The organism is Sphingomonas sp. UYP23, from assembly GCF_054059235.1.
Window position 1 is genome coordinate 1,998,471 of the sequence record NZ_JBSSBX010000001.1, and the last position, 22,213, is coordinate 2,020,683.

The 22,213-nt window shown below is 67.6% G+C and carries 20 protein-coding genes; 11 read left to right on the plus strand and 9 right to left on the minus strand.

Translation table 11 applies throughout. The features are described 5' to 3' along the window. Positions 1 to 128: 128 nt before the first annotated feature. The gene (gene pbpC, locus ACVWYO_RS09905; protein WP_457350369.1) at positions 129 to 2,225 is read left to right on the plus strand and encodes a penicillin-binding protein 1C; all 2,097 of its coding nucleotides are present in this window, start codon (positions 129 to 131) and stop codon (positions 2,223 to 2,225) included. Positions 2,226 to 2,295: 70 nt separating this feature from the next. On the opposite strand, the gene ACVWYO_RS09910 is transcribed toward pbpC, so the two are convergent. Beyond that, positions 2,296 to 2,802, minus strand: coding sequence for an RcnB family protein (locus ACVWYO_RS09910; protein ID WP_457350371.1), 507 nt, complete (start codon positions 2,800 to 2,802; stop codon positions 2,296 to 2,298). A 128-nt stretch (positions 2,803 to 2,930) separates the two neighbouring features. Next, positions 2,931 to 3,434: an outer membrane protein assembly factor BamE gene (locus tag ACVWYO_RS09915; RefSeq protein WP_457350373.1), complete on the minus strand. Its 504-nt coding sequence runs from the start codon at positions 3,432 to 3,434 to the stop codon at positions 2,931 to 2,933. A 111-nt stretch (positions 3,435 to 3,545) separates the two neighbouring features. Here ACVWYO_RS09915 and ACVWYO_RS09920 point away from each other — a divergent pair, with 111 nt between their 5' ends. After that, the gene (locus tag ACVWYO_RS09920) at positions 3,546 to 4,055 is read left to right on the plus strand and encodes a ubiquinol-cytochrome C chaperone family protein (RefSeq protein ID WP_457350375.1); all 510 of its coding nucleotides are present in this window, start codon (positions 3,546 to 3,548) and stop codon (positions 4,053 to 4,055) included. Further along, positions 4,052 to 4,579 (plus strand): YceD family protein, encoded by a 528-nt coding sequence (locus ACVWYO_RS09925; RefSeq protein WP_457350377.1) that lies wholly within the window; start codon positions 4,052 to 4,054, stop codon positions 4,577 to 4,579. Before ACVWYO_RS09920 ends, ACVWYO_RS09925 begins: the two co-directional genes overlap by 4 nt. 3 nt (positions 4,580 to 4,582) lie before the next feature. On the opposite strand, the gene ACVWYO_RS09930 is transcribed toward ACVWYO_RS09925, so the two are convergent. The 3 genes from ACVWYO_RS09930 to ACVWYO_RS09940 form a co-directional block, all read right to left on the minus strand. Beyond that, positions 4,583 to 5,131 (minus strand): SixA phosphatase family protein, encoded by a 549-nt coding sequence (locus ACVWYO_RS09930; RefSeq protein WP_457350379.1) that lies wholly within the window; start codon positions 5,129 to 5,131, stop codon positions 4,583 to 4,585. Between the two features lie 11 nt (positions 5,132 to 5,142). Next, entirely contained in the window at positions 5,143 to 7,866 is a 2,724-nt protein-coding gene (locus tag ACVWYO_RS09935) for an ATP-dependent DNA helicase (RefSeq protein ID WP_457350381.1), read from the minus strand. 202 nt (positions 7,867 to 8,068) lie between these two features. Beyond that, on the minus strand, positions 8,069 to 8,641 hold the full coding sequence (locus tag ACVWYO_RS09940; protein ID WP_457350383.1) for a Uma2 family endonuclease: 573 nt from the start codon (positions 8,639 to 8,641) through the stop codon (positions 8,069 to 8,071). A 55-nt stretch (positions 8,642 to 8,696) separates the two neighbouring features. Here ACVWYO_RS09940 and ACVWYO_RS09945 point away from each other — a divergent pair, with 55 nt between their 5' ends. The 4 genes from ACVWYO_RS09945 (at position 8,697) to ACVWYO_RS09960 (ending at position 14,402) form a co-directional block, all read left to right on the plus strand. Then, on the plus strand, positions 8,697 to 10,265 hold the full coding sequence (locus tag ACVWYO_RS09945; RefSeq protein WP_457350385.1) for a lysine--tRNA ligase: 1,569 nt from the start codon (positions 8,697 to 8,699) through the stop codon (positions 10,263 to 10,265). 77 nt (positions 10,266 to 10,342) lie between these two features. After that, the gene (gene nhaA, locus ACVWYO_RS09950) at positions 10,343 to 11,563 is read left to right on the plus strand and encodes a Na+/H+ antiporter NhaA (RefSeq protein ID WP_457350386.1); all 1,221 of its coding nucleotides are present in this window, start codon (positions 10,343 to 10,345) and stop codon (positions 11,561 to 11,563) included. Next, positions 11,556 to 12,560: a histone deacetylase family protein gene (locus tag ACVWYO_RS09955; protein WP_457350388.1), complete on the plus strand. Its 1,005-nt coding sequence runs from the start codon at positions 11,556 to 11,558 to the stop codon at positions 12,558 to 12,560. Before nhaA ends, ACVWYO_RS09955 begins: the two co-directional genes overlap by 8 nt. A 111-nt stretch (positions 12,561 to 12,671) precedes the next feature. Next, positions 12,672 to 14,402 carry a diguanylate cyclase gene (locus ACVWYO_RS09960; protein ID WP_457350390.1) on the plus strand — a complete coding sequence of 577 codons (1,731 nt, stop codon included), beginning with the start codon at positions 12,672 to 12,674 and terminating at the stop codon, positions 14,400 to 14,402. Positions 14,403 to 14,491: 89 nt separating this feature from the next. On the opposite strand, the gene ACVWYO_RS09965 is transcribed toward ACVWYO_RS09960, so the two are convergent. The 3 genes from ACVWYO_RS09965 to sucC all read right to left on the minus strand — a co-directional run bounded on the left by ACVWYO_RS09965 (position 14,492) and on the right by sucC (position 17,565). Next, entirely contained in the window at positions 14,492 to 15,421 is a 930-nt protein-coding gene (locus ACVWYO_RS09965; RefSeq protein ID WP_457350392.1) for an electron transfer flavoprotein subunit alpha/FixB family protein, read from the minus strand. Then, entirely contained in the window at positions 15,418 to 16,164 is a 747-nt protein-coding gene (locus ACVWYO_RS09970) for an electron transfer flavoprotein subunit beta/FixA family protein (RefSeq protein ID WP_457350394.1), read from the minus strand. Before ACVWYO_RS09970 ends, ACVWYO_RS09965 begins: the two co-directional genes overlap by 4 nt. Before the next feature lie 201 nt (positions 16,165 to 16,365). Continuing rightward, a complete protein-coding gene (sucC, locus tag ACVWYO_RS09975) occupies positions 16,366 to 17,565 on the minus strand; it encodes an ADP-forming succinate--CoA ligase subunit beta (RefSeq protein WP_457350396.1) in 1,200 nt (399 codons plus the stop codon). A gap of 121 nt (positions 17,566 to 17,686) precedes the next feature. Here sucC and ACVWYO_RS09980 point away from each other — a divergent pair, with 121 nt between their 5' ends. Beyond that, a complete protein-coding gene (locus ACVWYO_RS09980; protein WP_457350398.1) occupies positions 17,687 to 18,205 on the plus strand; it encodes a sterol desaturase family protein in 519 nt (172 codons plus the stop codon). Beyond that, complete coding sequence (locus tag ACVWYO_RS09985) at positions 18,202 to 18,951, plus strand: sulfite exporter TauE/SafE family protein (RefSeq protein ID WP_457350400.1); 750 nt, start codon at positions 18,202 to 18,204, stop codon at positions 18,949 to 18,951. Before ACVWYO_RS09980 ends, ACVWYO_RS09985 begins: the two co-directional genes overlap by 4 nt. Before the next feature lies 1 nt (position 18,952). Here ACVWYO_RS09985 and ACVWYO_RS09990 read toward each other — a convergent pair whose 3' ends face one another. Then, entirely contained in the window at positions 18,953 to 19,888 is a 936-nt protein-coding gene (locus tag ACVWYO_RS09990; protein ID WP_133191154.1) for a ribose-phosphate pyrophosphokinase, read from the minus strand. A gap of 190 nt (positions 19,889 to 20,078) precedes the next feature. Between ACVWYO_RS09990 and gltX the strand changes: the two genes are divergently transcribed. Both gltX and ACVWYO_RS10000 read left to right on the plus strand, forming a co-directional pair. After that, on the plus strand, positions 20,079 to 21,407 hold the full coding sequence (gene gltX / locus ACVWYO_RS09995; RefSeq protein WP_457350403.1) for a glutamate--tRNA ligase: 1,329 nt from the start codon (positions 20,079 to 20,081) through the stop codon (positions 21,405 to 21,407). A gap of 56 nt (positions 21,408 to 21,463) precedes the next feature. Then, complete coding sequence (locus ACVWYO_RS10000) at positions 21,464 to 22,174, plus strand: TonB family protein (RefSeq protein ID WP_457350405.1); 711 nt, start codon at positions 21,464 to 21,466, stop codon at positions 22,172 to 22,174. The last annotated feature ends 39 nt before the right edge of the window (positions 22,175 to 22,213 follow it).

The window sequence follows — 22,213 nt, forward strand, 5'->3', positions numbered from 1 at the left end:
ATCTGCTTGAGCTGGCCTCCCGTGTACGCGGGAGGCCAGGCGACTGGGCGTGGCGCTTCGATGCGTGGGACGCCAGCATCCGCCGGAGAACCGCGGCGACCTGGGCGATGCTGCGCACCCGGCAGGGGATGACGGTTTCCGCGCTGGCGCTGGCGCTCATCGCCTTCGTCGCGATCGATTATGCCACGCTTCCCCCGCCGCTGCCCGGCTACGCGCATGTCCGCGCCGCGTGGCGCCCGTCCGAAGCGTGGCTCTACGACCGCGACGGCGTGCTCATCGACAGCGCGCGCGTCAATTTCGCGGCGCGACGACTCGCCTGGACGCCGCTGAAGCATGTTTCTCCCGTCACGCGCGAGACGATCGTCGGCGTCGAGGATCGCCGCTTCTTCCATCACGGCGGGGTCGACTGGCTCGCCTTGCTCGGCGTCGCGCGTGACCGCGTGCAGGGGACGCGCGCACGCGGCGCGAGTACGCTGTCGATGCAGGTCGCCGGCTTCCTCGCGCCCGATCTTGCCGTGCCGGGGCAGCGCCATGTGTGGGACAAGCTCCGCCAGATGCGCGCCGCCTGGGCGCTCGAATCGGTCTGGTCGAAGGACGAAATCCTCGAGGCCTATCTCAACCTTGCCGGGTTCCGCGGCGAGGCGCAGGGGATCGGCGCGGCGGCACTCGGTCTGTTCGGCAAGACCCCCGACGCGCTCGCGCGCGACGATGCGCTGTTGCTCGCCGCGCTCCTGCCCGATCCGCAGGCCGACCCCGCGAGCGTCGCGCGGCGCGCCTGCGCCGTCAGCCACGAGCGCGATTGCGCGCGCTTCGCGGGCGAAGCCGCATCGATGCTCGGCCCGGCGCGCAGCCTGCAGCTCGATCCCGGCCTTGCACCGCATCTCTCCGACCGTTTGCTGACCAAACCCGGGCTCAAGGTCACCACCACGCTCGACCGCCGCATCCAGAGCCTCGCGATCGTCGCGCTGAAACGCCAGTTGCAGGGCCTCGGCGGCGCCCGCGCGCGCGACGGTGCGGCGGTGGTGATCGACAATGCGACCGGCGACGTGCTCGCCTATGTCGGCGGGATCGGCGGCGCGTCGACCGCGCCCGCGGTCGACGGCGCGAACAGCTATCGCCAGGCGGGATCGACGCTGAAACCCTTTCTCTACGCGCAGGCGATCGAGAAGGGCTATCTCACCCCCGCCTCGATCCTCGACGATTCGCCGGTCCAGCTCGACACTGCCTCGGGGCTCTATGTCCCGCAGAATTACGATCGCGGCTTCAAGGGGCCGGTGTCGGCGCGCGCCGCGCTCGCAGGGTCGCTCAACGTTCCCGCGGTGCGCACGCTGCTGCTCGTCGGGGTCGATGCGTTTCGCGACCGGCTGTGGGACACGGGGTATCGTGGGCTGGTCGAGGATGGCGATTATTACGGCTTCTCGCTGGCGCTTGGTTCAGCTGAGGTGACCTTGCTCGAACAGGCGGCGGCCTATCGCAGCCTCGAGCAAGGCGGCCGCTGGTCGCCGCTGCGGCTGACGCTGGATGCGCCACGCGAATCACCGCACGCGATCACGACACCCCAGGCCGCATGGCTCGTTGCCGACATGATGGCCGATTCGAATGCCCGCGCGGTGACCTTCGGCCTCGATTCGGCGCTGCACCTGCCGTTCTGGGCGGCGGTAAAGACGGGGACGAGCAAGGCGCTGCGTGACAATTGGTGCATCGGCTTCACGCAGAAATATACGGTCGCCGTGTGGGTCGGCAATCTCGAGGGCGATTCGATGCGCGCGGTGTCGGGGGTGAGCGGCGCGGCTCCGGTGTGGCGCGACATCATGCTCGCGCTCAACGCCGACACGCGCGGCAGCCCGCCGCCGCGTCCGGCGGGGATCGAAGCGCGCGCGATCACCTTCGCGAATGCGATCGAACAGCCGCGCACCGAATATTTCCTCGCCGGAACGGGACAGACGCAGATCGCGGTCGCCCCCGCCGAATCACGCCGCCCGCGGATCACCAATCCGGTGTCGGGCAGCGTCTATGCGATCGATCCCGACATTCCGCCCGACCGGCAACGCCTCTCGGTCGACGTCTCGGGCGCGGTGACGGCGCATCGGCTGTGGCTCGACAAGACCGATCTCGGCGCCGCCGATTCGCAGCCGCAGATCATCGCAGGGCCGGGCCGCCACCGGCTGCGGCTGACCGATGTCGCCGGCCGCGTGGTCGATCAGGTGCTCTTCACGATCCGCTGAAAAGCGAGGGTCGCTGAAAAAACGACGGCCGCCCCCTTTCGGAGACGGCCGTCGCCCGTGACGAACAGTCTTAGCGGTAGAAGCCGCGGATCACCTGGACGACATAGCCGCGTCGCGTGTCGACGAGGATCACGTCGTTATAGTGCCGCGTCCATTGCTGGCCAAAGCCGGGGCGAGGCAGGCGGTAGCGCCACGGATCCGAGATGATATAGCGACCGCCGTAATAATTCGGCGCGATACGCAGGCCCGGGCGGAACGCGGTGTAGCGGAACGGTGCGTTCCAATTGCCGCGGGCATAGAAGGTCGGGTTGCGGTCCCGCCAGCCGCGCCAGTCGTCGCGGCCGAAGGCGCGATCGCGATCGCGGCGATCCTCGCGATATTCCTGGCGCGCGTCGCGGACGTCCTCGCGCTGGTCGCGAATGTCGCGGCGGTCGCCGCGCATGCGGGCGTCCTGCAGATCGCGCTGTTCCTGGCGAATGTCACGGCGGTCGCGCCGCAGCTCGTCGTTCGATTGCGCGCTCGCAGCGACGGGAACCAAGGTCGCCGCCATCAAAGCGGTCAAAATCAGCTTACGCACTGTGTCCTCCATCTCTAGCCAGCCAAAGAGCGGCCAGGCCATGAAGAGGATTTGGCACCCCGCCACTGAACGCAACGCGAATGCGTTTGTCAGCAATCCGTCAGGAACGGCTGTCGAGAAAAGGCGGGTTACGGCGTGTCGCGACCGCCGCCGGTGTTGCTCTGGCCGCCCTGTCCGCCGCCGCCGACTGCGCCGACCGTGCCGATATTGCCGAACAGTTCGTCGAAGAAGCTGCGCTTCTTGCCGAGCGTCGGCGTGGTCTTGCCCGACGGGCTGATCGACGCGACCTGCTCGACGCCCGAGCGGCGCACCGCGCTGACATTGCCCTTTTCGTCGAAGCTGATGCGCAGCGTCGTCTGCTCGCGAACATGCGGGTTGTTGTAGGCAAAGTTCCGCGTCTCGCGCGACACGTAATACCAGTCACCCTGGTTGAAGTCAGAGGTGAAGGTCGGTTTGCCGAGCGTCGCGAGCACCGACTGGCGCGTGTCGGTCCCTGCCTGGACCGAGTTCACGAGATCGGCATCGATGACATAGCCCTGGTGCGATTTGAGCGGCACGCAGGCGCTCGCCCCGAACACGCACGATGCGAGGAGGGCGGCAGCCGTCAACTGGCGGACGGACTTAAGGCTCATCGACACTCTCCAAGGCACCACAGCTGGCCACGACGCATTGCACCCGTGGACACGAAGCCTCAATATGCCGGGAAAGGCGGCCAAACAAGGGCGCGAAAGGACACGAGACTTTTGGGCTGGTTTTCGAAGCTGCTGGGGCGTGCGCCCGACGACACCGCATTGCTGCTCTACACCCGCGTGATCGAGATCGCGCGGGCGCCGCATTGGTACGAATCGGGCGGCGTCCCCGACACGCTCGACGGACGTTTCGACATGGTCGCGGCGGTCCTGTCGATCGTACTGCTGCGGCTCGAGGACGTTCCCGCGGCGGGGCCGGCAAGCGCGCGGCTGACCGAGCGTTTCGTCACCGACATGGACGGGCAATTGCGCGAGAGCGGAATCGGCGACATCGGCGTCGGCAAGCATATCGGCAAGATGATGGGAATGCTCGGCGGGCGCCTCGGCGCATATCGCGACGGGCTCGCCGCGAACGATGTGCGGAGCGCGCTGGCACGCAACCTGTACCGCGCTGGCGTGCCCGACGCGGTGACGGTCGCACATACTCAGGCTGGTCTGTTTGCCCTGCGCGATGCGCTGGCGGTACGGCCGACCGAATCGGTGATTGCAGGAGATTTGCCATGAGCACCCCCGAATTCTCGCGGCTCGAACGCATCGACACGATCGGCGAGGGCGAGCGCAGCATCGCGATCGTCGCGAGCGAGGCCGAACGTACCGCGCTCGCCGCGCGCTTCGGGCTGGTATCGGTCGACCGGCTCGAGGCGAAATTCCGGGTGAAGCGCGATGCCGCCGGCGTCGTCGCGCGTGGCGCAGTGAGCGCGGCGGTCGTTCAGGCCTGTTCGGTGACCGACGACCCGTTGCCGCAAACGGTGTCGGAAGAGGTCGCGCTGCGCTTCGTCACCGAACAGGAAGCCGCGGCCGAGGAGGAGATCGAGCTCGATCTCGATGCGCTCGACACCATGCCGTATGACGGCGCGGCGATCGATCTCGGCGAGGCGGCGGCAGAGACGATGGCGCTCGCGCTCGATCCGTTCCCGCGGGGCCCCAATGCGGCGGCTGCATTGCGCGCGGCGGGGGTGATCAGCGAGGAAGAGGCCAAACCCGCCGGCGCGCTGGCGGGCTTGAAGGGGCTGCTCGGGAAGGTGTGAGTCTCAGTCTTCGTCGGGCCCGAGCGCCGGGTCGAGATCGCGCGGACGGACGAAGCGGGTGAGCCGTGCGTTCCCGGCTGCGAGATCGCCCCATGCGCCGTCGAAGCTGAGTTCGGCGATCGTCGCGGTCGGATATTTCGCCTCGAGTGCGACGCGCAGCGGCTCGTCCGACGTTGGGACGAGCAGCATCGCCAGATCCTCGAGGCCCGGATTGTGTCCGACCAGCAGGATATGCGTCGCCTCGGCGGGGGTTTCGTGGACGATGTCGAGCAAGGTCACCGCCGAGGCGAGGTAGATCCGCCGGTCCCAGTGTGGTGCGAGCGTGCGGCCATAGCCGCTCTCGACCTGTTCGAGCGTCTCGACGACGCGCACCGCGGGGGAGGCGACAACATGGTCGAACGCGTCGGGCGTCTTGCGAAGATGGCCGCCGATCAGCGCCGCAGCGCGCTTGCCCTTGGCGTTGAGTCCGCGATCGTAATCGCGCAGGGCCGGATCGTCCCAGCCCGATTTGGCGTGGCGGAGCAGCGTCAGCGTCTTGGTGCCGGCGGTCATGCGAGTCTCCGTCAGGCGGGTTCGCGGGCCTCATGCCCCGTTTGCAGCCCAGAGGGAAGCGCTCCTGCACGCGCAACCGCTTCGTCGAGCGTGCAGCGCGTGATCTTTACCCCCGGCGGGAAGGCGGTGAGCAGGCGCGACGGCATCGCCGCCGAAAGCAGGACGAACGCGCCATGATCGTCGGCGCGGCGGATCAGCCGGCCGAATGCCTGCGCCATCCGCGCCCGCACGATGCGATCGTCATACGCGCTGCCGCCGCCGGCGAGCCGGCGCGCGGCGTGGAGCACGGTCGGCTTGGGCCAGGGCACGCCCTCGAGCACGACGAGGCGGAGCGAGCGGCCGGGCACATCGACCCCGTCGCGCAAAGCGTCGGTGCCGAGCAGCGAAGCGGCGGGATCGTCACGGAAGATGTCGACCAAGGTCCCGGTGTCGATCGGGTCGACATGCTGCGCGTAGAGCGGAAGTCCCTCGCGCGCGAGGCGGTCGGCGATCCGCGCATGGACGCCGCGCAGGCGTCGGATCGCGGTGAACAGCCCGAGCATCCCGCCGCGGCTCGCCACGCCCAGGCGGGCATAGGCGTTGGCCAGCGCGCCCATGTCGCCGCGCTTGACGTCGGTGACGATCAGCACCTCGGCCTGATCGGCATAATTGAACGGCGAGGTCGCCGCGAAGCGGCTTGCGCCGCGCAGCAGATGGTTCGCGCCGGTGCGCGCCTCGGCGACGCCCCAGCCTTCCTCGCCATCGGCCCCCCCGCCGCGCAGCGTCGCCGAGGTAACGAGCACGCCATGTGCCTGTTTGAGCACGGTCTCGGCGAACGGGCGCGTCGGGTCGAGCCAGTGGCGGTGCAGCCCGATATCGTATTCGCGGCCCTCGACCCGGTCGACGGCGAGCCAGTCGACGAAATCGGGCGAGGCCGGCCCGCCGATCCGTGCGAGCAGCGACAGCCATGCCGCGACCGTCTCGGCACGCCAGCCGAGCGAGGCGACCGCGCCTTCGATCCGCGCGCGCGCCTGGCCGTCCATCCAGTCGGGCCCTTCCTCGAGCACCGCCTCTAGCCGGCGTCCGAGCGCGACGAGCGGTCGGACGAGCGCGTCGAGCGCGTGTGCGGCGGGACCAGCCGCTTCGATCAGGCCGGGGTCGGGCTCGGCGAGTTCGGTCTCGAGCGCATAGCCCGCATCGCCGTCCGCTTCAGCGCGTGCGTAGGTCAGGCCGCGCACGGCGGCGAGGAGCGTCTCGATCGGTCCGAACGGCGCGCCCTCGCCGATCCGCTGGAGCCAGCCGTCGCTTGCGAGGCCCTGCGCCGCCGCCACCGCATCGGCGATCGCCCGCGCGCCGCCTTCGTCATAGCTCGCCACGTCGGAGAGCCGCGCGGCGAGACCGCGCCGTCGCCCGCGCCCACCCGATTCGGGGCCTAGCACCCAGCGGCGGAGTTCGATCGTCTCCGAGCCGGTCAGCGCAGTCGAGAACATCGCGTCGGCGGCATCGAACAGATGATGCCCCTCGTCGAACACATAGCGGGTCGGGCGCGTCGTGGATTCGCGGCCGCGTGCGGCATTGACCATCACCAGCGCATGGTTCGCGATGACGAGATCGGCGTCGGCGCTCGCGCGCGCGGCCTTTTCGATGAAGCACTTCCGGTAATGCGGACAGCCGGCATAGACGCACTCGCCGCGCCGGTCGGTCAGCGCGGTCGCGCCGTTGCGGCGGAACAGCGTGGGGAGCCAGCCGGGCAGATCGCCGCCGACCATGTCGCCGTCGGCGCTGTAGGCTGCCCAGCGCGCCACAAGCTGTGCGAGGATCGCCGCGCGGCCGGCGAACCCGCCCTGCAGCGCATCCTCGAGATTGAGCAGGCAGAGGTAATTCTCGCGGCCCTTGCGCGTGACGACTTTCGCGCGGCGCGTCGCGGCGTCGGGGAAGAGCCGCGCGCTTTCATGGCCCAACTGGCGTTGCAGCGCCTTGGTGAAGGTCGACACCCAGACCGCGCCGTCGGCCTTCTCGGCCCAGAGCGAGGCGGGCGCGAGATAGCCGAGCGTCTTGCCGATCCCGGTGCCGGCTTCGGCGAGCACCATGTTGGGTGCGCCCTGCGCCATTCGCGGGCCGAATGCCTCGCGCGCCGCTTGGGCATAGGCGCGTTGCCCCGAGCGTTGCTCGGCGGCGCTGCCGGTCAGCCGGGCGAGTCGCGCCTGCGTCTCGTCCGCATCGAGCGTGACCGTCCGCGGTTGTGCGCGCGGCGCGCCTTCGGACCATTCGCCGAGCTTCGAGAACAGCCAGCGTTCGGCGACGTCGGGGGTCTTGAGCCGCTGCGCGAGGATCGGCGCCCAGGTCCAGCGCAGCTTGAACAGCGATTGCGCCGCGGTCCAGGCGCCCTCGCGCTCGGGCCAGTCGGCGCCGGGCTCGGCCATGCCGAGCAGCGCCACCGCTGCCTCGCGCAGGAAGGCGGCGATCTCGTCATCCTCGCTCGGGGCTTCCAACCCCGCGACGCGCGCGAGGCCGCGCGGCGTCGGCACCATGAAGCGCGCCGGGCACAGGAAGGCGAACAGCTCGAGCAGATCGAGCCCGGAAAGGTCGGCATAGCCGAGCCGTTGTCCGATCAGCGCGGCGTTGAGCAGGATGACGGGGGTGTCGGCGGCGATGCGGATCGCCTCGCCGCGCCCGATCGGCCGCGTACCCTCGGCATCGGCGATCCAGATGCCGCTGTGGCTCGCATGAAGCGCGGGATAGGGGAGCGTGGCCACGGGGGGTATATCGCGTGGCGGGAACGGAATGGCAACGTTGGAGGGGTGGGATTGCTGGGTTTATGCCCTTCCCTATGCCGCTTCCCCGGCGAAGGCCGGGGCCCAGGAGCGAAGGTCGCAGTCTTCGCGCGCAACGCCCGCTTGCAACCGTTCCATGCCTGGGCCCCGGCCTTCGCCGGGGAAGCGCGTGAAGGAAAAACCGTTAGAGTATGCCGCGTCCGTCGATCTTCAGTTCCGGCATCGTTGCACTCGTCAGCTCGCCCTCGAGCGACACCGTGCGTCGCGCGCCGAATCCTTTGGTCGACGGATCCCAGAATTGGTGCACCTCGCCGGTCGGCAAGGCCACGACCCAATATTCGGGCACGCCCTGCGCTGCATACATCGCGCATTTCACGCCGAGATCGCGCGCAGCTGTGCTGTCGGCCACCTCGATGACGATCGCGAGGTCGTCGACCTCATAATAGCGCGAGTCCGTCCCGCCGATTGCGACGATGACATCGGGCTGCAACAGGCTGTGTTCCGACAGCGCGAGCGATGCTTCGCAAAACGCCTTATACGGCGAGTCCAACGCCGCTAGCGCACTCCGCAGACGATAGGTCAGGTCATTCTTGATATGATTGTGCCGCCGGAATTCCGCGTTCATGACCTCGATCACCCCGTCGATCAATTCGACCTTGCCGTACGAGTCAAACACGCCCGCGCGATCGAGGATGGTAAAATCCTCGATGCGGAGCTTCAGGCGATGCGGCTCAGTCAGGGACGGCGGCATGTTCATGGTGCGACCATAGCATTTGCGCTTCCCGCACTAAAGCGTCAAACGCGTGCGCATCATGACCGACACAGCCCTCCGCACCGCCGCATTCGATTCCAAGGCCTGGCCGTATGAGGAAGCGCGCAAACTGCTCAAGCGCTATCCGGAAGGCAAGCCGGGCAACGCTCCAATCATCTTCGAGACGGGCTATGGCCCCTCAGGCCTCCCGCATATCGGCACGTTCAACGAAGTGCTGCGCACGACGATGGTGCGCCACGCGTTCCAGGCGCTGTCCGACGCGCCGACCCGGCTGATCGAGTTCAGCGACGACATGGACGGGCTACGCAAGGTGCCCGACAACGTCCCCAACCAGGCGATGCTGACCGAGCATCTCGGCAAGCCGCTCAGCCGCATTCCCGATCCGTTCGAGAAGTTCGAGAGTTTTGCTGCGCACAACAATGCGATGCTGCGCGATTTCCTCGACCGCTTCGGCTTCCAATACGAGTTCATCTCCTCGGCCTCGCAATATGAGGCCGGCGTGTTCGACGATGCGCTCAAGAACGTGCTGCGAAACTATGCCGGGATCATGGGCGTCATGCTGCCGACGCTGCGCAAAGAACGCGCCGCGACCTATTCGCCGATCCTGCCGATCAGCCCGAAGACCGGGATGGTGCTCCAGGTCCCGGTCGAGGTCGTCAATGTCGAGGAGGGTACGATCCGCTTCACCGACAGCGACGGCGAGGTGCTCGTCCAGTCGGTGCTCGGCGGCCATGCCAAGCTGCAATGGAAGGTCGATTGGGCGATGCGCTGGGTCGCGCTCGGCGTCGATTACGAGATGTACGGCAAGGATTTGATCGACAGCGGCGTGCAGTCGGGCAAGATCGCGCGCGTGCTCGGCGGTCGCCCGCCCGAGGGGCTGATCTACGAGATGTTCCTCGACGAGAAGGGCGAGAAGATCTCCAAGTCGAAGGGCAATGGCCTGACGCTCGAGCAGTGGCTCGATTACGGGACGCAGGAGAGCCTCTCGTTCTTCGCGTACCGCGAACCCAAAAAGGCCAAGCAGCTGCATATCGGCGTCATCCCGCGCGCGGTGGACGACTATTTTCAGTTCCGCGGCTGCTACGCCGCGCAGCCGGTCGAGCAGAAGCTCGGCAATCCCGTGCACCACATCCATGACGGCGCCGTGCCCGGCACGAACCCGCCGGTCACCTTCGGATTGCTGCTCAATCTCGTCGGCGTGCTCGGCGCTGGCGCGACCGCGGAGCAGGTGCACGGCTATCTCAGCAACTACGTCGAGGGCGCCATCACGCCCGAGCTCGACGCGCTGATCGGCCACGCACTCGCCTATAACCGCGATTACGTCGCGCCGACGCTCCAGCGCCGCAAGCCCGAAGGGATCGAGGTCGCCGCGCTCGAACGGCTCGACCGCGAGCTCGCCGCGGTGCCGGCCGATACCTCCGCGGTCGATCTGCAGAACATCGTCTACGCGATCGGCAACGAGGGCGGGTTCGAACCGCTGCGTGCCTGGTTCGGCGCACTGTACGAGACGCTGCTCGGATCGAGCCAGGGGCCGCGGATGGGGAGCTTCATCGCGCTTTACGGGGTCGAGAATTCGCGCAAGCTGATCGCCGAGGCGCTCGCTCGCTAGGCGCCCGGTGCCGCCATGTGGGGTCGGCGCAGGCCGATCCCGCTGGTCTTTGTGCGGCGCGGCGATAGGGTGGCGCGATGACCAAGCGCAAAGCCTCTGCGCCGTTCCGCACCGTGCGGTCGGCGCTCCGCACCTTCCTGCATCAAGAGGCTGCGGGCGGGATCGTCTTGATGGCGACCGCGGCCCTGGCGCTGATCCTCGCCAATTCTCCGCTCGCCGAATCCTATTTCGCGCTGCTCCACCACGCGACCGGCCCGACGCTTGCGCCGGCGATCGGCCCGATGACGGTCCATCTGTGGATCAATGACGGGCTGATGGCGATCTTCTTCCTGCTCGTCGGGCTCGAGATCAAGCGCGAGCTGATCGACGGGCAATTGGCGAGCCCGGCGCGGCGCCGCCTGCCGATCATCGCCGCCGCCGCCGGGATGGCGGTGCCAGCCTTGGTCTATCTCGCGATCACTGGTGGCGCTGCGGAGTTGCAACCCGGCTGGGCGATCCCGGCCGCGACCGACATCGCCTTTGCGATCGGGGTCCTCGCCTTGCTCGGCAGCCGCGTGCCACCTGCGCTGAAGCTGTTCCTGACGACGGTCGCGATCGTCGACGATTGCGGCGCGGTGGCGATTATCGCGCTCGCCTACAGCCACGGCATCGACTGGATCGCGCTGGCCGGCGCGGTCGGCGTGCTGCTGTTGATGTTCACCTTGAAGCAGCGCCGCGTCTGGGCATTGTGGCCGTATCTGATCGCTTTTGCCGCGCTCTGGTGGTTGATCCTGCTCTCGGGCGTCCACGCGACGATCGCCGGCGTGCTTGCCGCGACGATGATCCCGATCACGCGCTCGCCCGGCGCGCCCGACGATTTGCATTCGCCGCTCCACCGGCTCGAACATGCGCTGAGCCCGTGGGTCGCGTTCGGCATCGTGCCCTTGTTCGCGCTCGCCAATGCCGGCGTTTCGCTTGGCGGCATGAGCCTTGCCACGCTCGGTGATCCACTCGTGCTCGGCATCGCGGGCGGGCTGTTCCTTGGCAAGCAGGCGGGGATCATGGGCGGCGTCGCGCTCGCGGAGCGGCTCGGGATTGCGCACCGGCCCAAGGGGATGCGCTGGATCCAGCTCTACGGGGTCGCGTTGATCGCCGGGATCGGCTTCACGATGAGCCTGTTCATCGGCGGACTCGGCTTCCCCGACAGCCCGCATCTGCAGGACGAAGTGAAGATCGGCGTGCTCGCGGGTTCGATCGTCTCGGCGATCGCGGGCTTTCTCATCCTGCGCTATTGGCCGGTACGGAGGACGCATGCGTAATTTCTTCTCGCCCGCGCAGCTTGGCCATGCGCCGGCGCGCGAACTGCACAATGGCGGCTTCACCGATTATGCCGAGACACCGTCGCGCGCGCAGCGGGTCGCCGCGGCGATCGGTGGGGCCGAGGCGCCGACCGACCACGGCATGGCCGCGATCGAAGCGGTCCACACGGCCGACTATCTCGCCTTCTTACGCGAAGCACCCGCGCGCTGGTCAGCGGCGGGGCGGCCCGGCGACGCAATGGGCTATGTCTGGCCGATCGTCGGCCGGCGCGCGCTCAAGCTCGACCGGATCGACGGGCAGATCGGCCGCTACAGCTTCGACGCCTCGACCCCGCTCACCGCGCAGACCTGGGATGCCGCCTATTGGAGCGCGCAGAGCGTGCTCGCCGCGACGCACGCGGTGCTGGGCGGCGATCGTGCGGCCTTCGCCTTGTGCCGCCCGCCGGGTCACCATGCCGGGGCGGACTATTATGGCGGCTATTGCTACCTCAACACCGCCGCGATCGCCGCGCAGGCCGCGCGCGATGCCGGGGCGCGGCGCGTCGCGATCCTCGATATCGATTATCACCACGGCAACGGCACGCAGGACATCTTCTGGGAGCGCGGCGAGGTGTTCTACGCCAGCCTCCACGCGGATCCCGCGACCGACTATCCGTTCTACTGGGGCCATGCCGACGAGATTGGCGACGGGGAGGGGCGCGGCGCCACGCTCAACCTGCCGTTGCCGCACGGGACGACGCTCGATCCGTTCCGGCGTGCGCAGGCCGTGGCGCTCGACGCGATCACGCGGTTCGCGCCCGATCTGCTTGTCCTCAGCTTCGGCGCCGATACGTGGGAGGGCGATCCGATTTCGCACTTCGCCTTGACCACTGGCGATTACGCCGTCCTCGCGCGCGATATCGCCGCGTGTGGCTGGCCGTGCGTCATCGCGATGGAAGGCGGCTATGCGATCGACGCGCTCGGCGCCAATGTCGGGAGCCTGCTCACCGGATTTTAGGCACGATTGCCAGTGTCTTATTGCGCCGTCAGCGCGTAGGCTTGACCTATGTTAGACGTGTTTCGCGTTTTGTACTCGTCGCGATCTGTCCTTCGGGCGGTATTGATTGGCTTGCTTGTCTTCGCCGCATCCGCCGTGGCGATCCGCTTTACGCGTTTCGGTGGCGGCCCGGCATGCTTGTGGTTCGCCACCGCCATCCTGATCGTCGAGTTGGTGCTGCGGCCCGCGCGCGCGTGGCTCTGGCCGACGAGCGCCGCGATGATCGGGGGGATCGTCGCAACCGGACTGTTCGGCATCGGCTTCGGTTATGCCCCGCTCGTCACCCTCTGCACGATCGGCGAGGCGATCCTCGCGGCGTGGCTGATGCGACGCGGTGGTGGCAGCGGGGCCGATCTCGGCGCGCTGCGCGGTGTCATGGTCTTCATCGCCGTCGCCGGGGGGATAGCGCCCGCGGTCTCGGGAATCGGCGGCGCGGCGACGATCGCGCTCGCGACGCCGACCGGCTTCGCCAGCAACTGGCTCAGCTGGTATCTCGGTCACGCGCTCGGCAACCTCACGCTGGCGCCGGTGGCGCTCCTTGCCCTCAACGGCGAGATGTTCGCCGGGATCGCCCGGATGCGCTGGGCGCGCAAGCTCGAGGGGGTGGGGCTGATCCTGGCGACGATCGTGGTGACGCGTCTGGTCTTTGGGCAGACGACCTTTCCGCTGCTGTTCGTGCCGCTGCTGCCGCTGATGATCGCGGCGTTCCGCTTCGGCCGGATCGGCGGCGCGATCGCGATCGTGATTCTCGCGACGATCGGCGCGGCGTTCACGATCGGTGGAAACGGCCCGGTGCGGATGATCTCCGGCGGAATGCATGAGCGCGTGCTGTTCCTGCAATTCTATCTCGCGACCGCGGTCGTGATGACCCTGCTGATCGCCGCCGAGCTCAACCAGCGCAAACGGCTGATGGTCGCCCTGCGCGCGAGCGAGGCGCGCTATCGCCTGATCGCCGATGGATCGACCGACGTCATCCTGACGCAGACCGTCGCGGGCGCGATCGATTATGCGTCCGCCTCGATCCTGCCGCTTGCGGGCTATGAGCCGGCTGCGCTGATTGGCGTCAAGGCCGGCACGCTGGTGCGGCCCGACGATCTTCCGGTCGTAACCAAGACCCATCGCGATGCGCTGTCGAACCCGGGGGCAACCTTCATGGTCGAATATTGCGGGCTAAAGGCCGACGGATCGATGCTGTGGTGCGAGAGCCATACGCGCGCGGTCACCGACGAGGATGGCAGCGTCGTCGGCACCGTCAGCGTGATTCGCGACATCTCGCGGCACAAGCAGCTGCGCGACGAACTGTCGCAGGCGGCACAGACCGATCCGCTGACGGGGATGGTCAACCGTCGCGCCTTCGACGTTGCGCTCGATCAGCGGCTTGCCGACGTCGCCGCCGGGCGTGGCGTCGGCGTCTGCGCGGTGCTCGATCTCGATTTCTTCAAGCGCGTCAACGATCTTCATGGTCATGCGGCGGGCGACACGGTGCTGTGCGCCTTCGCCGACGTCGCGCGGCGCTCGCTGCGCGCCGACGATATCATCGCCCGATTAGGCGGCGAGGAGTTCGGCCTGATCATCTGGAACGCCGACCTTTTCGAAGCCCAGTCGATCTGCGAGCGCCTGCGGCGCGAAATCGCCGATCTCTCGGTCACGACCGGCTTTGGCGACGAAGTGCGCTTCACCTTCAGCGGCGGATTGGCGCCGATTCGCGCCGGGCGCTCGCGCCAGCATGTGCTGCGCCACGCCGACGAGGCGCTGTACCGTGCGAAGCATGCCGGGCGGAACCGGCTCGAACTGGCAAGCTGAGCGCGCGCGGCGCAAACGAAAGGGGGGCGGCGCGACCCGATCGCGCCGCCCCCCCCCTTTGGGCGAAACTGCGTCCGCCCGCTTGGCGCTCAGAGCTTGCTCGTGAGTTCGGGCACCAGCTTGAACAGATCACCCACCAGACCGAAATCGGCGACCTGGAAGATTGGCGCGTCCTCGTCCTTGTTGATCGCGATGATGACCTTGGAGTCCTTCATGCCCGCGAGATGCTGGATCGCGCCCGAAATGCCGACCGCGACATAGACTTCGGGGGCGACGATCTTGCCGGTCTGGCCGACCTGATAGTCGTTGGGGGCATAGCCCGCATCGACCGCGGCGCGCGACGCGCCGACGCCGGCACCGAGCTTGTCGGCGAGCGGATCGATCAAGGCATGGAACTGCTCGCTCGAGCCGAGTGCCCGACCGCCCGAGACGATGATCTTGGCCGAGGTCAGTTCAGGACGCTCCGAAGCCGCGATTTCCGAGCCGACATAGGTCGACACGCCGGCATCGCCGGTGCCCTCGACGGCTTCGATCGTGCCCGTGCCGCCTTCGGTGGCGACCTTCTCGAACGCGGTGCCGCGGACCGAGATGACCTTCTTTGCGTCCTTGGTCTGGACCGTTGCGATCGCGTTGCCGGCATAGATCGGGCGCGTGAAGGTGTCCTCGCTCTCGACCGAGAGGATGTCGGAGATCTGCATCACGTCGAGCAAGGCGGCGACGCGCGGCGCGATGTTCTTGCCGTTGGTCGTCGCCGGCACAAGGAACGCGTCGTGCGATTCCATCAGCTTGACGACGAGCGGCGCGACATTCTCGGCCAGCGCATGCGCATAGGCCGCGTCGTCGGCGACATGGACCGTGCCGACGCCGGCGAGCCTGGCGGCCGCCTCGGCGACCGCGCCGACGCCTTGGCCGGCGACGAGCAGATGGACGTCTCCGAGCTTGGAGGCCGCGGTGACGGTGGAGAGGGTGGCGTCCTTCACGGACGTACCATCATGTTCGACCCAGACGAGCGTCTTCACTTTGCGACTCCCATGGACTTGAGCTTGGCGACGAGTTCATCGACGTCGGCGACCTTGATGCCGGCCGAACGCTTGGCGGGCTCGACCACTTTCAGCGTGGTGAGGCGCGGCGCGACGTCGACGCCGTAATCGGCGGCGGTCTTCTGCGCGAGCGGCTTCGACTTGGCCTTCATGATGTTGGGCAGCGAGGCGTAGCGCGGCTCGTTGAGGCGCAGGTCGACGGTGATGATTGCGGGCAGCGTGAGCGTCTCGGTCTCCGAGCCGCCATCGACCTCGCGCGTCACGGTGACGCTGTCGGTGCTCAGCTCGACCTTCGAGGCGAAGGTCGCCTGGCCGACGCCGAGCAGCCCTGCCAGCATCTGGCCGGTCTGGTTGTTGTCGTCGTCGATCGCCTGCTTGCCGAGGATGACCAAGTCGGGCTTTTCCTCCTCGACGATCTTGGCGAGCAGCTTGGCGACGCCCAAAGGCTCGACCTTGGTCTCCGAGACGATCAGGATCGCACGATCGGCGCCCATCGCGAGCGCGGTGCGCAGCGTTTCCTGCGCCTTCTGCTCGCCGATCGAGACGACGACGATCTCGGTGACGCCCTTGTCCTTGAGACGAATGGCTTCTTCGACCGCGATCTCGTCGAACGGGTTCATGCTCATCTTGACGTTGGCGAGGTCGACCCCGCTTCCGTCCGCCTTCACCCGGGGCTTCACATTGTAATCAAGCACACGCTTGACCGGCACCAGCACTCTCATCGGGATTCCTTCCAGGACAGTTTCTTGCTCGGCAGCATCGGCTGCTCAAATGGCGGTTTTACGCGGTTTTCGCAAGTCCGGTATGCCGGCCAAGCATGCCGTAGCGGCATCGCGTGCGACTCGAACGTGGCTGGAACGCGAAAGGGCCCGACGTTTCCGTCCGGGCCCTTCTTTTAGCGCGAATGGGACGGGTCAGCCCATTCAAGCAGCGGCCTTGACCTCCGCGACGATCTTGCGGGCGGCATCGCCCAGATCGTTGGCGGGGACGATCGCGAGGCCCGAATTGGCGAGGATCGCCTTGCCGGCTTCGACATTGGTGCCCTCGAGGCGGACGACCAGCGGGACCGAAAGGTTCACTTCCTTCGCCGCGGCGACGATGCCCTCGGCGATGATGTCGCAGCGCATGATGCCACCGAAGATGTTGACGAGGATGCCCTTCACCGCCGGGTCGCTCAGGATGATCTTGAACGCCGCGGTGACCTTCTCCTTGTTGGCGCCGCCGCCGACGTCGAGGAAGTTCGCCGGGAACATGCCGTTGAGCTTGATGATGTCCATCGTCGCCATCGCGAGACCGGCGCCGTTAACCATGCAGCCGATGTCGCCGTCGAGCTTGATATAGGCGAGGTCGTACTTCGATGCCTCGAGCTCGGCGGGATCTTCCTCGGTCTCGTCGCGCAGTTCCATCAGGTCCTTGTGGCGGAACATCGCGTTGCCGTCGAAGGCGACCTTGGCGTCGAGCACCATCAGCTTGCCGTCATCGGTGACCGCGAGCGGGTTGATTTCGATCTGCTCGGCATCGGTGCCCATGAAGGCATCGTACAGCTTGGCGGCGACGAACGACGCCTGCTTGGCGAGATCGCCCTTGAGCTCGAGCGCGGCTGCGACGGCGCGGCCGTGATGCGGCTGGAAGCCGGTCGCCTGGTCGATGTCGATGCTGTGGATCTTCTCGGGCGTGTCGTGCGCGACGGTCTCGATGTCCATCCCGCCCTCGGTCGAGGCGACCATCGACACGCGGCCGGTGGCGCGGTTGACGAGCAAGGCGAGGTAGAATTCCTTGGCGATGTCGACGCCGTCGGTGACGTACAGGCGGTTGACCTGCTTGCCGGCGTCGCCGGTCTGGATCGTCACCAGCGTGTTGCCGAGCATGTCGGTCGCGGCCGCGCGAACCTCGTCAGCGGTCTTGGCGAGGCGGACGCCGCCCTTCGCGTCGGGGCCGAGTTCCTTGAACTTGCCCTTGCCGCGGCCGCCGGCGTGGATCTGCGCCTTGACGACATAGAGCGGCCCGGGGAGCTTTTCCGATGCTGCAACCGCTTCCTCGACCGACATGGCGGAGAAGCCCGCGGGAACGGGCACGCCGAATTTCGCCAGGAGTTCCTTGGCCTGATATTCGTGGATGTTCATGAGCGCGTGCCTTTCCAAGGGTCGGGTTTGCGGGGGGCTTAAGCACACACGGGGGCGCGAATCCACCCCTTCGCAGTTGCGAACACTCGCTATCGCGGCCGTGGCACGCTATATCGCCTGCATGTCGCTGATCTCCGGTCTGTTGCTCTTTCTTGCCACCGTCGCTGGGATGGAGCTGTTCGCTTATGCTGCGCACCGCTGGGTGATGCACGGATTCGGCTGGTTCCTGCACGAGAGCCACCACCGCCCGCGCACCGACAATTGGGAGCTCAACGACCTGTATGCGGTGATCTTCGCTCTGCCGTCGATCACGATGCTGGTGTTCGGCGTGCAACTCGGCTGGTGGCAGGGTTTCACCTGGATCGGCGCGGGCATCGCCGCTTATGGCGCAATCTATTTCGGCTTTCACGACGTCATCGTCCATCGCCGTATCCCGACGCGCTATCTGCCCAAGTCGGCCTATATGAAGCGGATCATCCAGGCGCACCGGCTCCACCATGTCGTCGAGACCAAGGATGGGACGGTCAGCTTCGGCTTCCTCGTCGCGCCCAAGCCAGAAGATCTGAAAGCCGAACTCAAGCGCCGCAAGCGCGCTGGCGTCCGCGCGCCGGTCGGCCAGACCACGCTCATCCCGGATTGAACGAGCCGCTGCATTTCTACGCGCTGGCGGTCCCGGCGGTGGTGCTGCTCGGCCTGTCGAAAGGCGGCTTTGCAGGGCTCGGCGCCTTGTCGCTGCCGATGCTCGCGCTCGCTATCTCGCCGGTGCGCGCGGCCGCGATCCTGCTGCCGATCCTGATCGTGCAGGATGTCGTCGGCGTCTGGGCGTTCCGGCGCGATTGGGACGCGACGATTCTCGGCTGGATGCTGCCGGGCGCGGGGGTCGGGATCGTGCTCGGCTACCTGTTCGCAGCGCAGGTCTCGACCGCGGCGGTGCTCGCGGTCGTCGGGGTGATCTCGGTGCTGTTCGGGCTCTACCGGCTGTGGAGCGAGCGGCGGGGCGCGGTGGCGGTCGCGGCGCAGGCGCCCGGCTGGGTGGGATCGCTGCTCGGCATCGCCTCGGGCTTCACCAGCCAGATCGCCCACGCCGGCCAGCCGCCGTTCCAGGTCTATGTCCTGCCGCGTCGGCTGCCGCGCGACGTGCTCGTCGGCACGACTGCGATCTTCTTTGCCGCGGTCAATTGGGCGAAGGTCCCCGCCTATTGGGCGCTCGGCCAGTTCGACCGCGGCACGCTCGGTATCGCGGCGCTGCTGCTGCCCGTGGCGATCGCGTCGACCTTTGCCGGCGTCTGGCTGGCGCGGCGCGTCCCGCCCGAGCGATTCTACACCGCGATCTACACGCTGATGGTGCTGGTCGGCGTAAAGCTGATCTGGGACGCGCTCGCCTGATTTAATCGAACAGCGACGAGACCGACGATTCGTCGGCAATCCGCCGAATCGCCTCGGCGAGCAACGGCGCGATCGTCAGGTGGCGGATCTTCTTGGCCGAGGCGACGATGTCGTGGCTGCCGAGCGAATCGGTGATGACCAGTTCCTCGAGCGCCGAGCTTTCGACTCGCGCCACCGCGCCGCCCGAGAGCACGCCGTGCGTGATATAGGCGGCGACGCCTGCAGCGCCGGCTTGCTTGAGCGCGGCGGCGGCGTTGCACAGCGTGCCGCCCGAATCGACGATATCGTCGATCAGGATGCAGAAGCGCCCTTCGACCTCGCCGATGATGTTCATCACTTCGGATTCGCCCGCGCGCTCGCGGCGCTTGTCGACGATCGCGAGTGGGGCGTTGTTGAGCCGCTTGGCCAGCGCGCGTGCGCGCACCACGCCGCCGACGTCGGGCGAGACGACCATCAGATTGCGGTTGCCGTAGCGGGTGAGGATGTCGGCCGACATCACGGGCGCGGCGAACAGATTGTCGGTCGGGATATCGAAGAAGCCCTGGATCTGCCCGGCATGCAGATCGACCGAGAGCACGCGGTCGGCGCCCGCGACGGTGATCAGATTGGCGACGAGTTTCGCCGAGATCGGCGTACGCGGGCCGGGTTTGCGGTCCTGCCGGGCATAGCCAAAATAGGGGATGACCGCGGTGATTCGCTTGGCCGAAGCGCGTTTCAGCGCGTCGATGCAGATCAGCAGTTCCATCAGATTGTCGTTCGCAGGGTAGCCGGTCGATTGCAGCACGAAGACGTCCTCGCCGCGGACATTCTCCTGGATTTCGACGAAAATTTCCTCATCGGCGAAGCGGCGCACCTGCGCGTCGGTTAGCGGCAGCTGGAGGTAGGCAGCGACATCGCGCGCGAGCGGCAGGTTCGAATTGCCGGTGAGAAGTTTCATATGGGCCGCCCCTTGCGCTTGCCGATTTGCAGCCTCCTTAGGAGCGTCCACCGCTTGGGGAAAGGGACCGCAGGGCGGGTGATACCCCGCGCGACCCGCAGATGCGCCCCAAAACGGACGCCTTATGGCACATCGCAGCCTTGCCGCGCGGGCTTGTCGAGGGGGCGCCGCGTCCTCTACCGCTCGTCGCATGACGATCCGCACTCGCTTCGCCCCTTCGCCCACCGGCATGCTGCACGTCGGCAACATCCGCACCGCGCTCCACAATTGGCTGTGGGCGCAAGCGCAGGATGGCGAATTCTGGTTGCGGATCGACGATACCGATGCCGAGCGCAGCGAAGAGCGCTTCGTCGACGCGATCCGGGCCGATCTCGCCTGGCTCGGGCTGACGATTGCGGGCGAGGAGCGGCAGTCGGCGCGCTTTGCGCTCTATGAGGCACGCTTTGCGGCGTTGCGCGAGGCCGGCCGCGTCTATCCCGCCTATGAGACCGCGCAGGAACTCGACCTCAAGCGCAAGATCGCCGCCGGGCGCGGGCTGCCGCCGGTCTATGACCGCGCCGCGCTCGCGCTGAGCGACGCCGAGCGGGCGAGCCTCGAAGCCGCTGGCGTCAAGCCGCACTGGCGCTTCAAGCTCGATCATGCCGCGCCGATCGTATGGGACGATCTGATCCGCGGAGCCCAGAAATTCGATGCCGCGACGATGAGCGATCCCGTCATCCGCCGCGCCGACGGTTCGTGGCTGTATATGCTGCCCTCGGCGATCGACGATGTTGAGATGGGCATCACGCATGTCGTGCGCGGTGAGGACCACGTCTCGAACACCGCACTGCAACTCCAGATGTTCGACGCGATGGGCGCGACACCGCCGGCCTTCGCGCACGAGGCGCTGCTGGTCGGCTCAGAGGGCAAATTGTCGAAGCGGCTGGGATCGCTCGGCGTCGCGCATTTCCGTGAGGTCGGGATCGAACCCGAGGCGGTGCGCGCGCTGCTCGCGCGGATCGGGACAAGCTTGCCGGTCGAGCCGCTGGTCGAGATAGCGACGCTGATCGAGAGTTTCGATTTCGCCAAGTTCGGCCGCGCGCCGGCACGCTTCGACGAGACCGAGCTCGCCGGATTGAACGCCAAGATCGTCCATCAGCTCGATTTCGCGCACGTCGTCGACCGGCTTCCCGCTGGGATGGGCGCGGCGGAATGGGCGGCGGTGCGGCCCAATCTCCAGACGATCGCCGAGGCGGCCGACTGGTGGGGCGTGATCGAGGGCCCGGTCGTCGCAGAGCGCGACCCCGCCGATGTGGACTTCCTCGTTGCCGCCGCGCGGGTGGCCAAGTCGCTCGACTGGGCAGGGGACCCATGGCACGCGCTGACCGCTGTGCTGAAGGCCGAGACCGGACGCAGCGGCAAGGCGCTGTTCCTGCCGTTGCGGCGAGCGCTGACTGGCCGCGAGCACGGTCCCGACATGAAGGCGTTGCTCCCGCTGATCGGCCGCGACCGCGCGATCGCGCGCCTGTCGCCCGAGTAAGGCGACAGGATATAATGTCTCTTGCGCGCGTAATGTTATGATGTAACATCCTCTCCATGTCCGGCGCAGACTCGGACGGCACAGATGGAGACGGGACGATGTACGCAGATCGCTATGCCAACCGCCATGGTCTCAACCCCGGCGGAGTCGCCTTCGCGCTCGGCGCCAGCGGCGTGTTGCTGTTCGGGCTTTCGCTGACCGCGCCGCATTTCGTGCGCGATATCGTGCCGACGATCACCGCGACCAACATCCCGCTCGATCCGCCACCCCCGCCAAAGCCCGAACCAAAGCCGGTCCCGCAGATCCAGCACGCCGCGCAGCCACTGAAGCCGCCGCCCGAATCGATCGACCTGACCAAGCCTGTGCTACCGGGCGTCCCGAGCGGCCCGATTGCCACGCACATCGATCCGCCGCCGCTGCAACCGTTCGCCGGCGGCACGGGTGATGTCGGCACGATCGTCAAGCCGCCCGCGCCGGTCATGACGATCCCGCGCCTCGACTCGCGCTATCTCGGCGCGTTCCAGCCGACCTATCCGAGCGACGAACGCCTCGCCGGGCGCGAGGGGCGGGTCGTGGTACGCGTGTTGATCGGCACCGACGGGCGCGTGAAACAGGTCGAGCAGCTCAGCGCGGCGAGCCCCGCCTTCTTCGAGGCGACGCGCAAGCGCGCGCTCGAGAAATGGCGCTTCACCCCGGGCACGCGCGACGGCGTGGCGATCGAGGCGTGGCAGACGATGGCGGTCCGCTTCGTGCTCGACGAAGAATAGCCGGAGCGGGTGGGCGCGGCAGGGCTGGCATCGCCTCCC

Bases quoted from the DNA above. Each gene is read 5' to 3' on its own strand.
- pbpC (WP_457350369.1), top strand. From the start codon at position 129: ATGACGGTTTCCGCGCTGGCGCTGGCGCTCATCGCCTTCGTCGCGATC.
- ACVWYO_RS09915 (WP_457350373.1), bottom strand. From the start codon at position 3,434: ATGAGCCTTAAGTCCGTCCGCCAGTTGACGGCTGCCGCCCTCCTCGCA.
- ACVWYO_RS09925 (WP_457350377.1), top strand. From the start codon at position 4,052: ATGAGCACCCCCGAATTCTCGCGGCTCGAACGCATCGACACGATCGGC.
- ACVWYO_RS09930 (WP_457350379.1), bottom strand. From the start codon at position 5,131: ATGACCGCCGGCACCAAGACGCTGACGCTGCTCCGCCACGCCAAATCG.
- ACVWYO_RS09940 (WP_457350383.1), bottom strand. From the start codon at position 8,641: ATGAACATGCCGCCGTCCCTGACTGAGCCGCATCGCCTGAAGCTCCGC.
- ACVWYO_RS09945 (WP_457350385.1), top strand. From the start codon at position 8,697: ATGACCGACACAGCCCTCCGCACCGCCGCATTCGATTCCAAGGCCTGG.
- nhaA (WP_457350386.1), top strand. From the start codon at position 10,343: ATGACCAAGCGCAAAGCCTCTGCGCCGTTCCGCACCGTGCGGTCGGCG.
- ACVWYO_RS09955 (WP_457350388.1), top strand. From the start codon at position 11,556: ATGCGTAATTTCTTCTCGCCCGCGCAGCTTGGCCATGCGCCGGCGCGC.
- ACVWYO_RS09970 (WP_457350394.1), bottom strand. From the start codon at position 16,164: ATGAGAGTGCTGGTGCCGGTCAAGCGTGTGCTTGATTACAATGTGAAG.
- sucC (WP_457350396.1), bottom strand. From the start codon at position 17,565: ATGAACATCCACGAATATCAGGCCAAGGAACTCCTGGCGAAATTCGGC.
- ACVWYO_RS09980 (WP_457350398.1), top strand. From the start codon at position 17,687: ATGTCGCTGATCTCCGGTCTGTTGCTCTTTCTTGCCACCGTCGCTGGG.
- ACVWYO_RS09990 (WP_133191154.1), bottom strand. From the start codon at position 19,888: ATGAAACTTCTCACCGGCAATTCGAACCTGCCGCTCGCGCGCGATGTC.
- gltX (WP_457350403.1), top strand. From the start codon at position 20,079: ATGACGATCCGCACTCGCTTCGCCCCTTCGCCCACCGGCATGCTGCAC.
- ACVWYO_RS10000 (WP_457350405.1), top strand. From the start codon at position 21,464: ATGTCCGGCGCAGACTCGGACGGCACAGATGGAGACGGGACGATGTAC.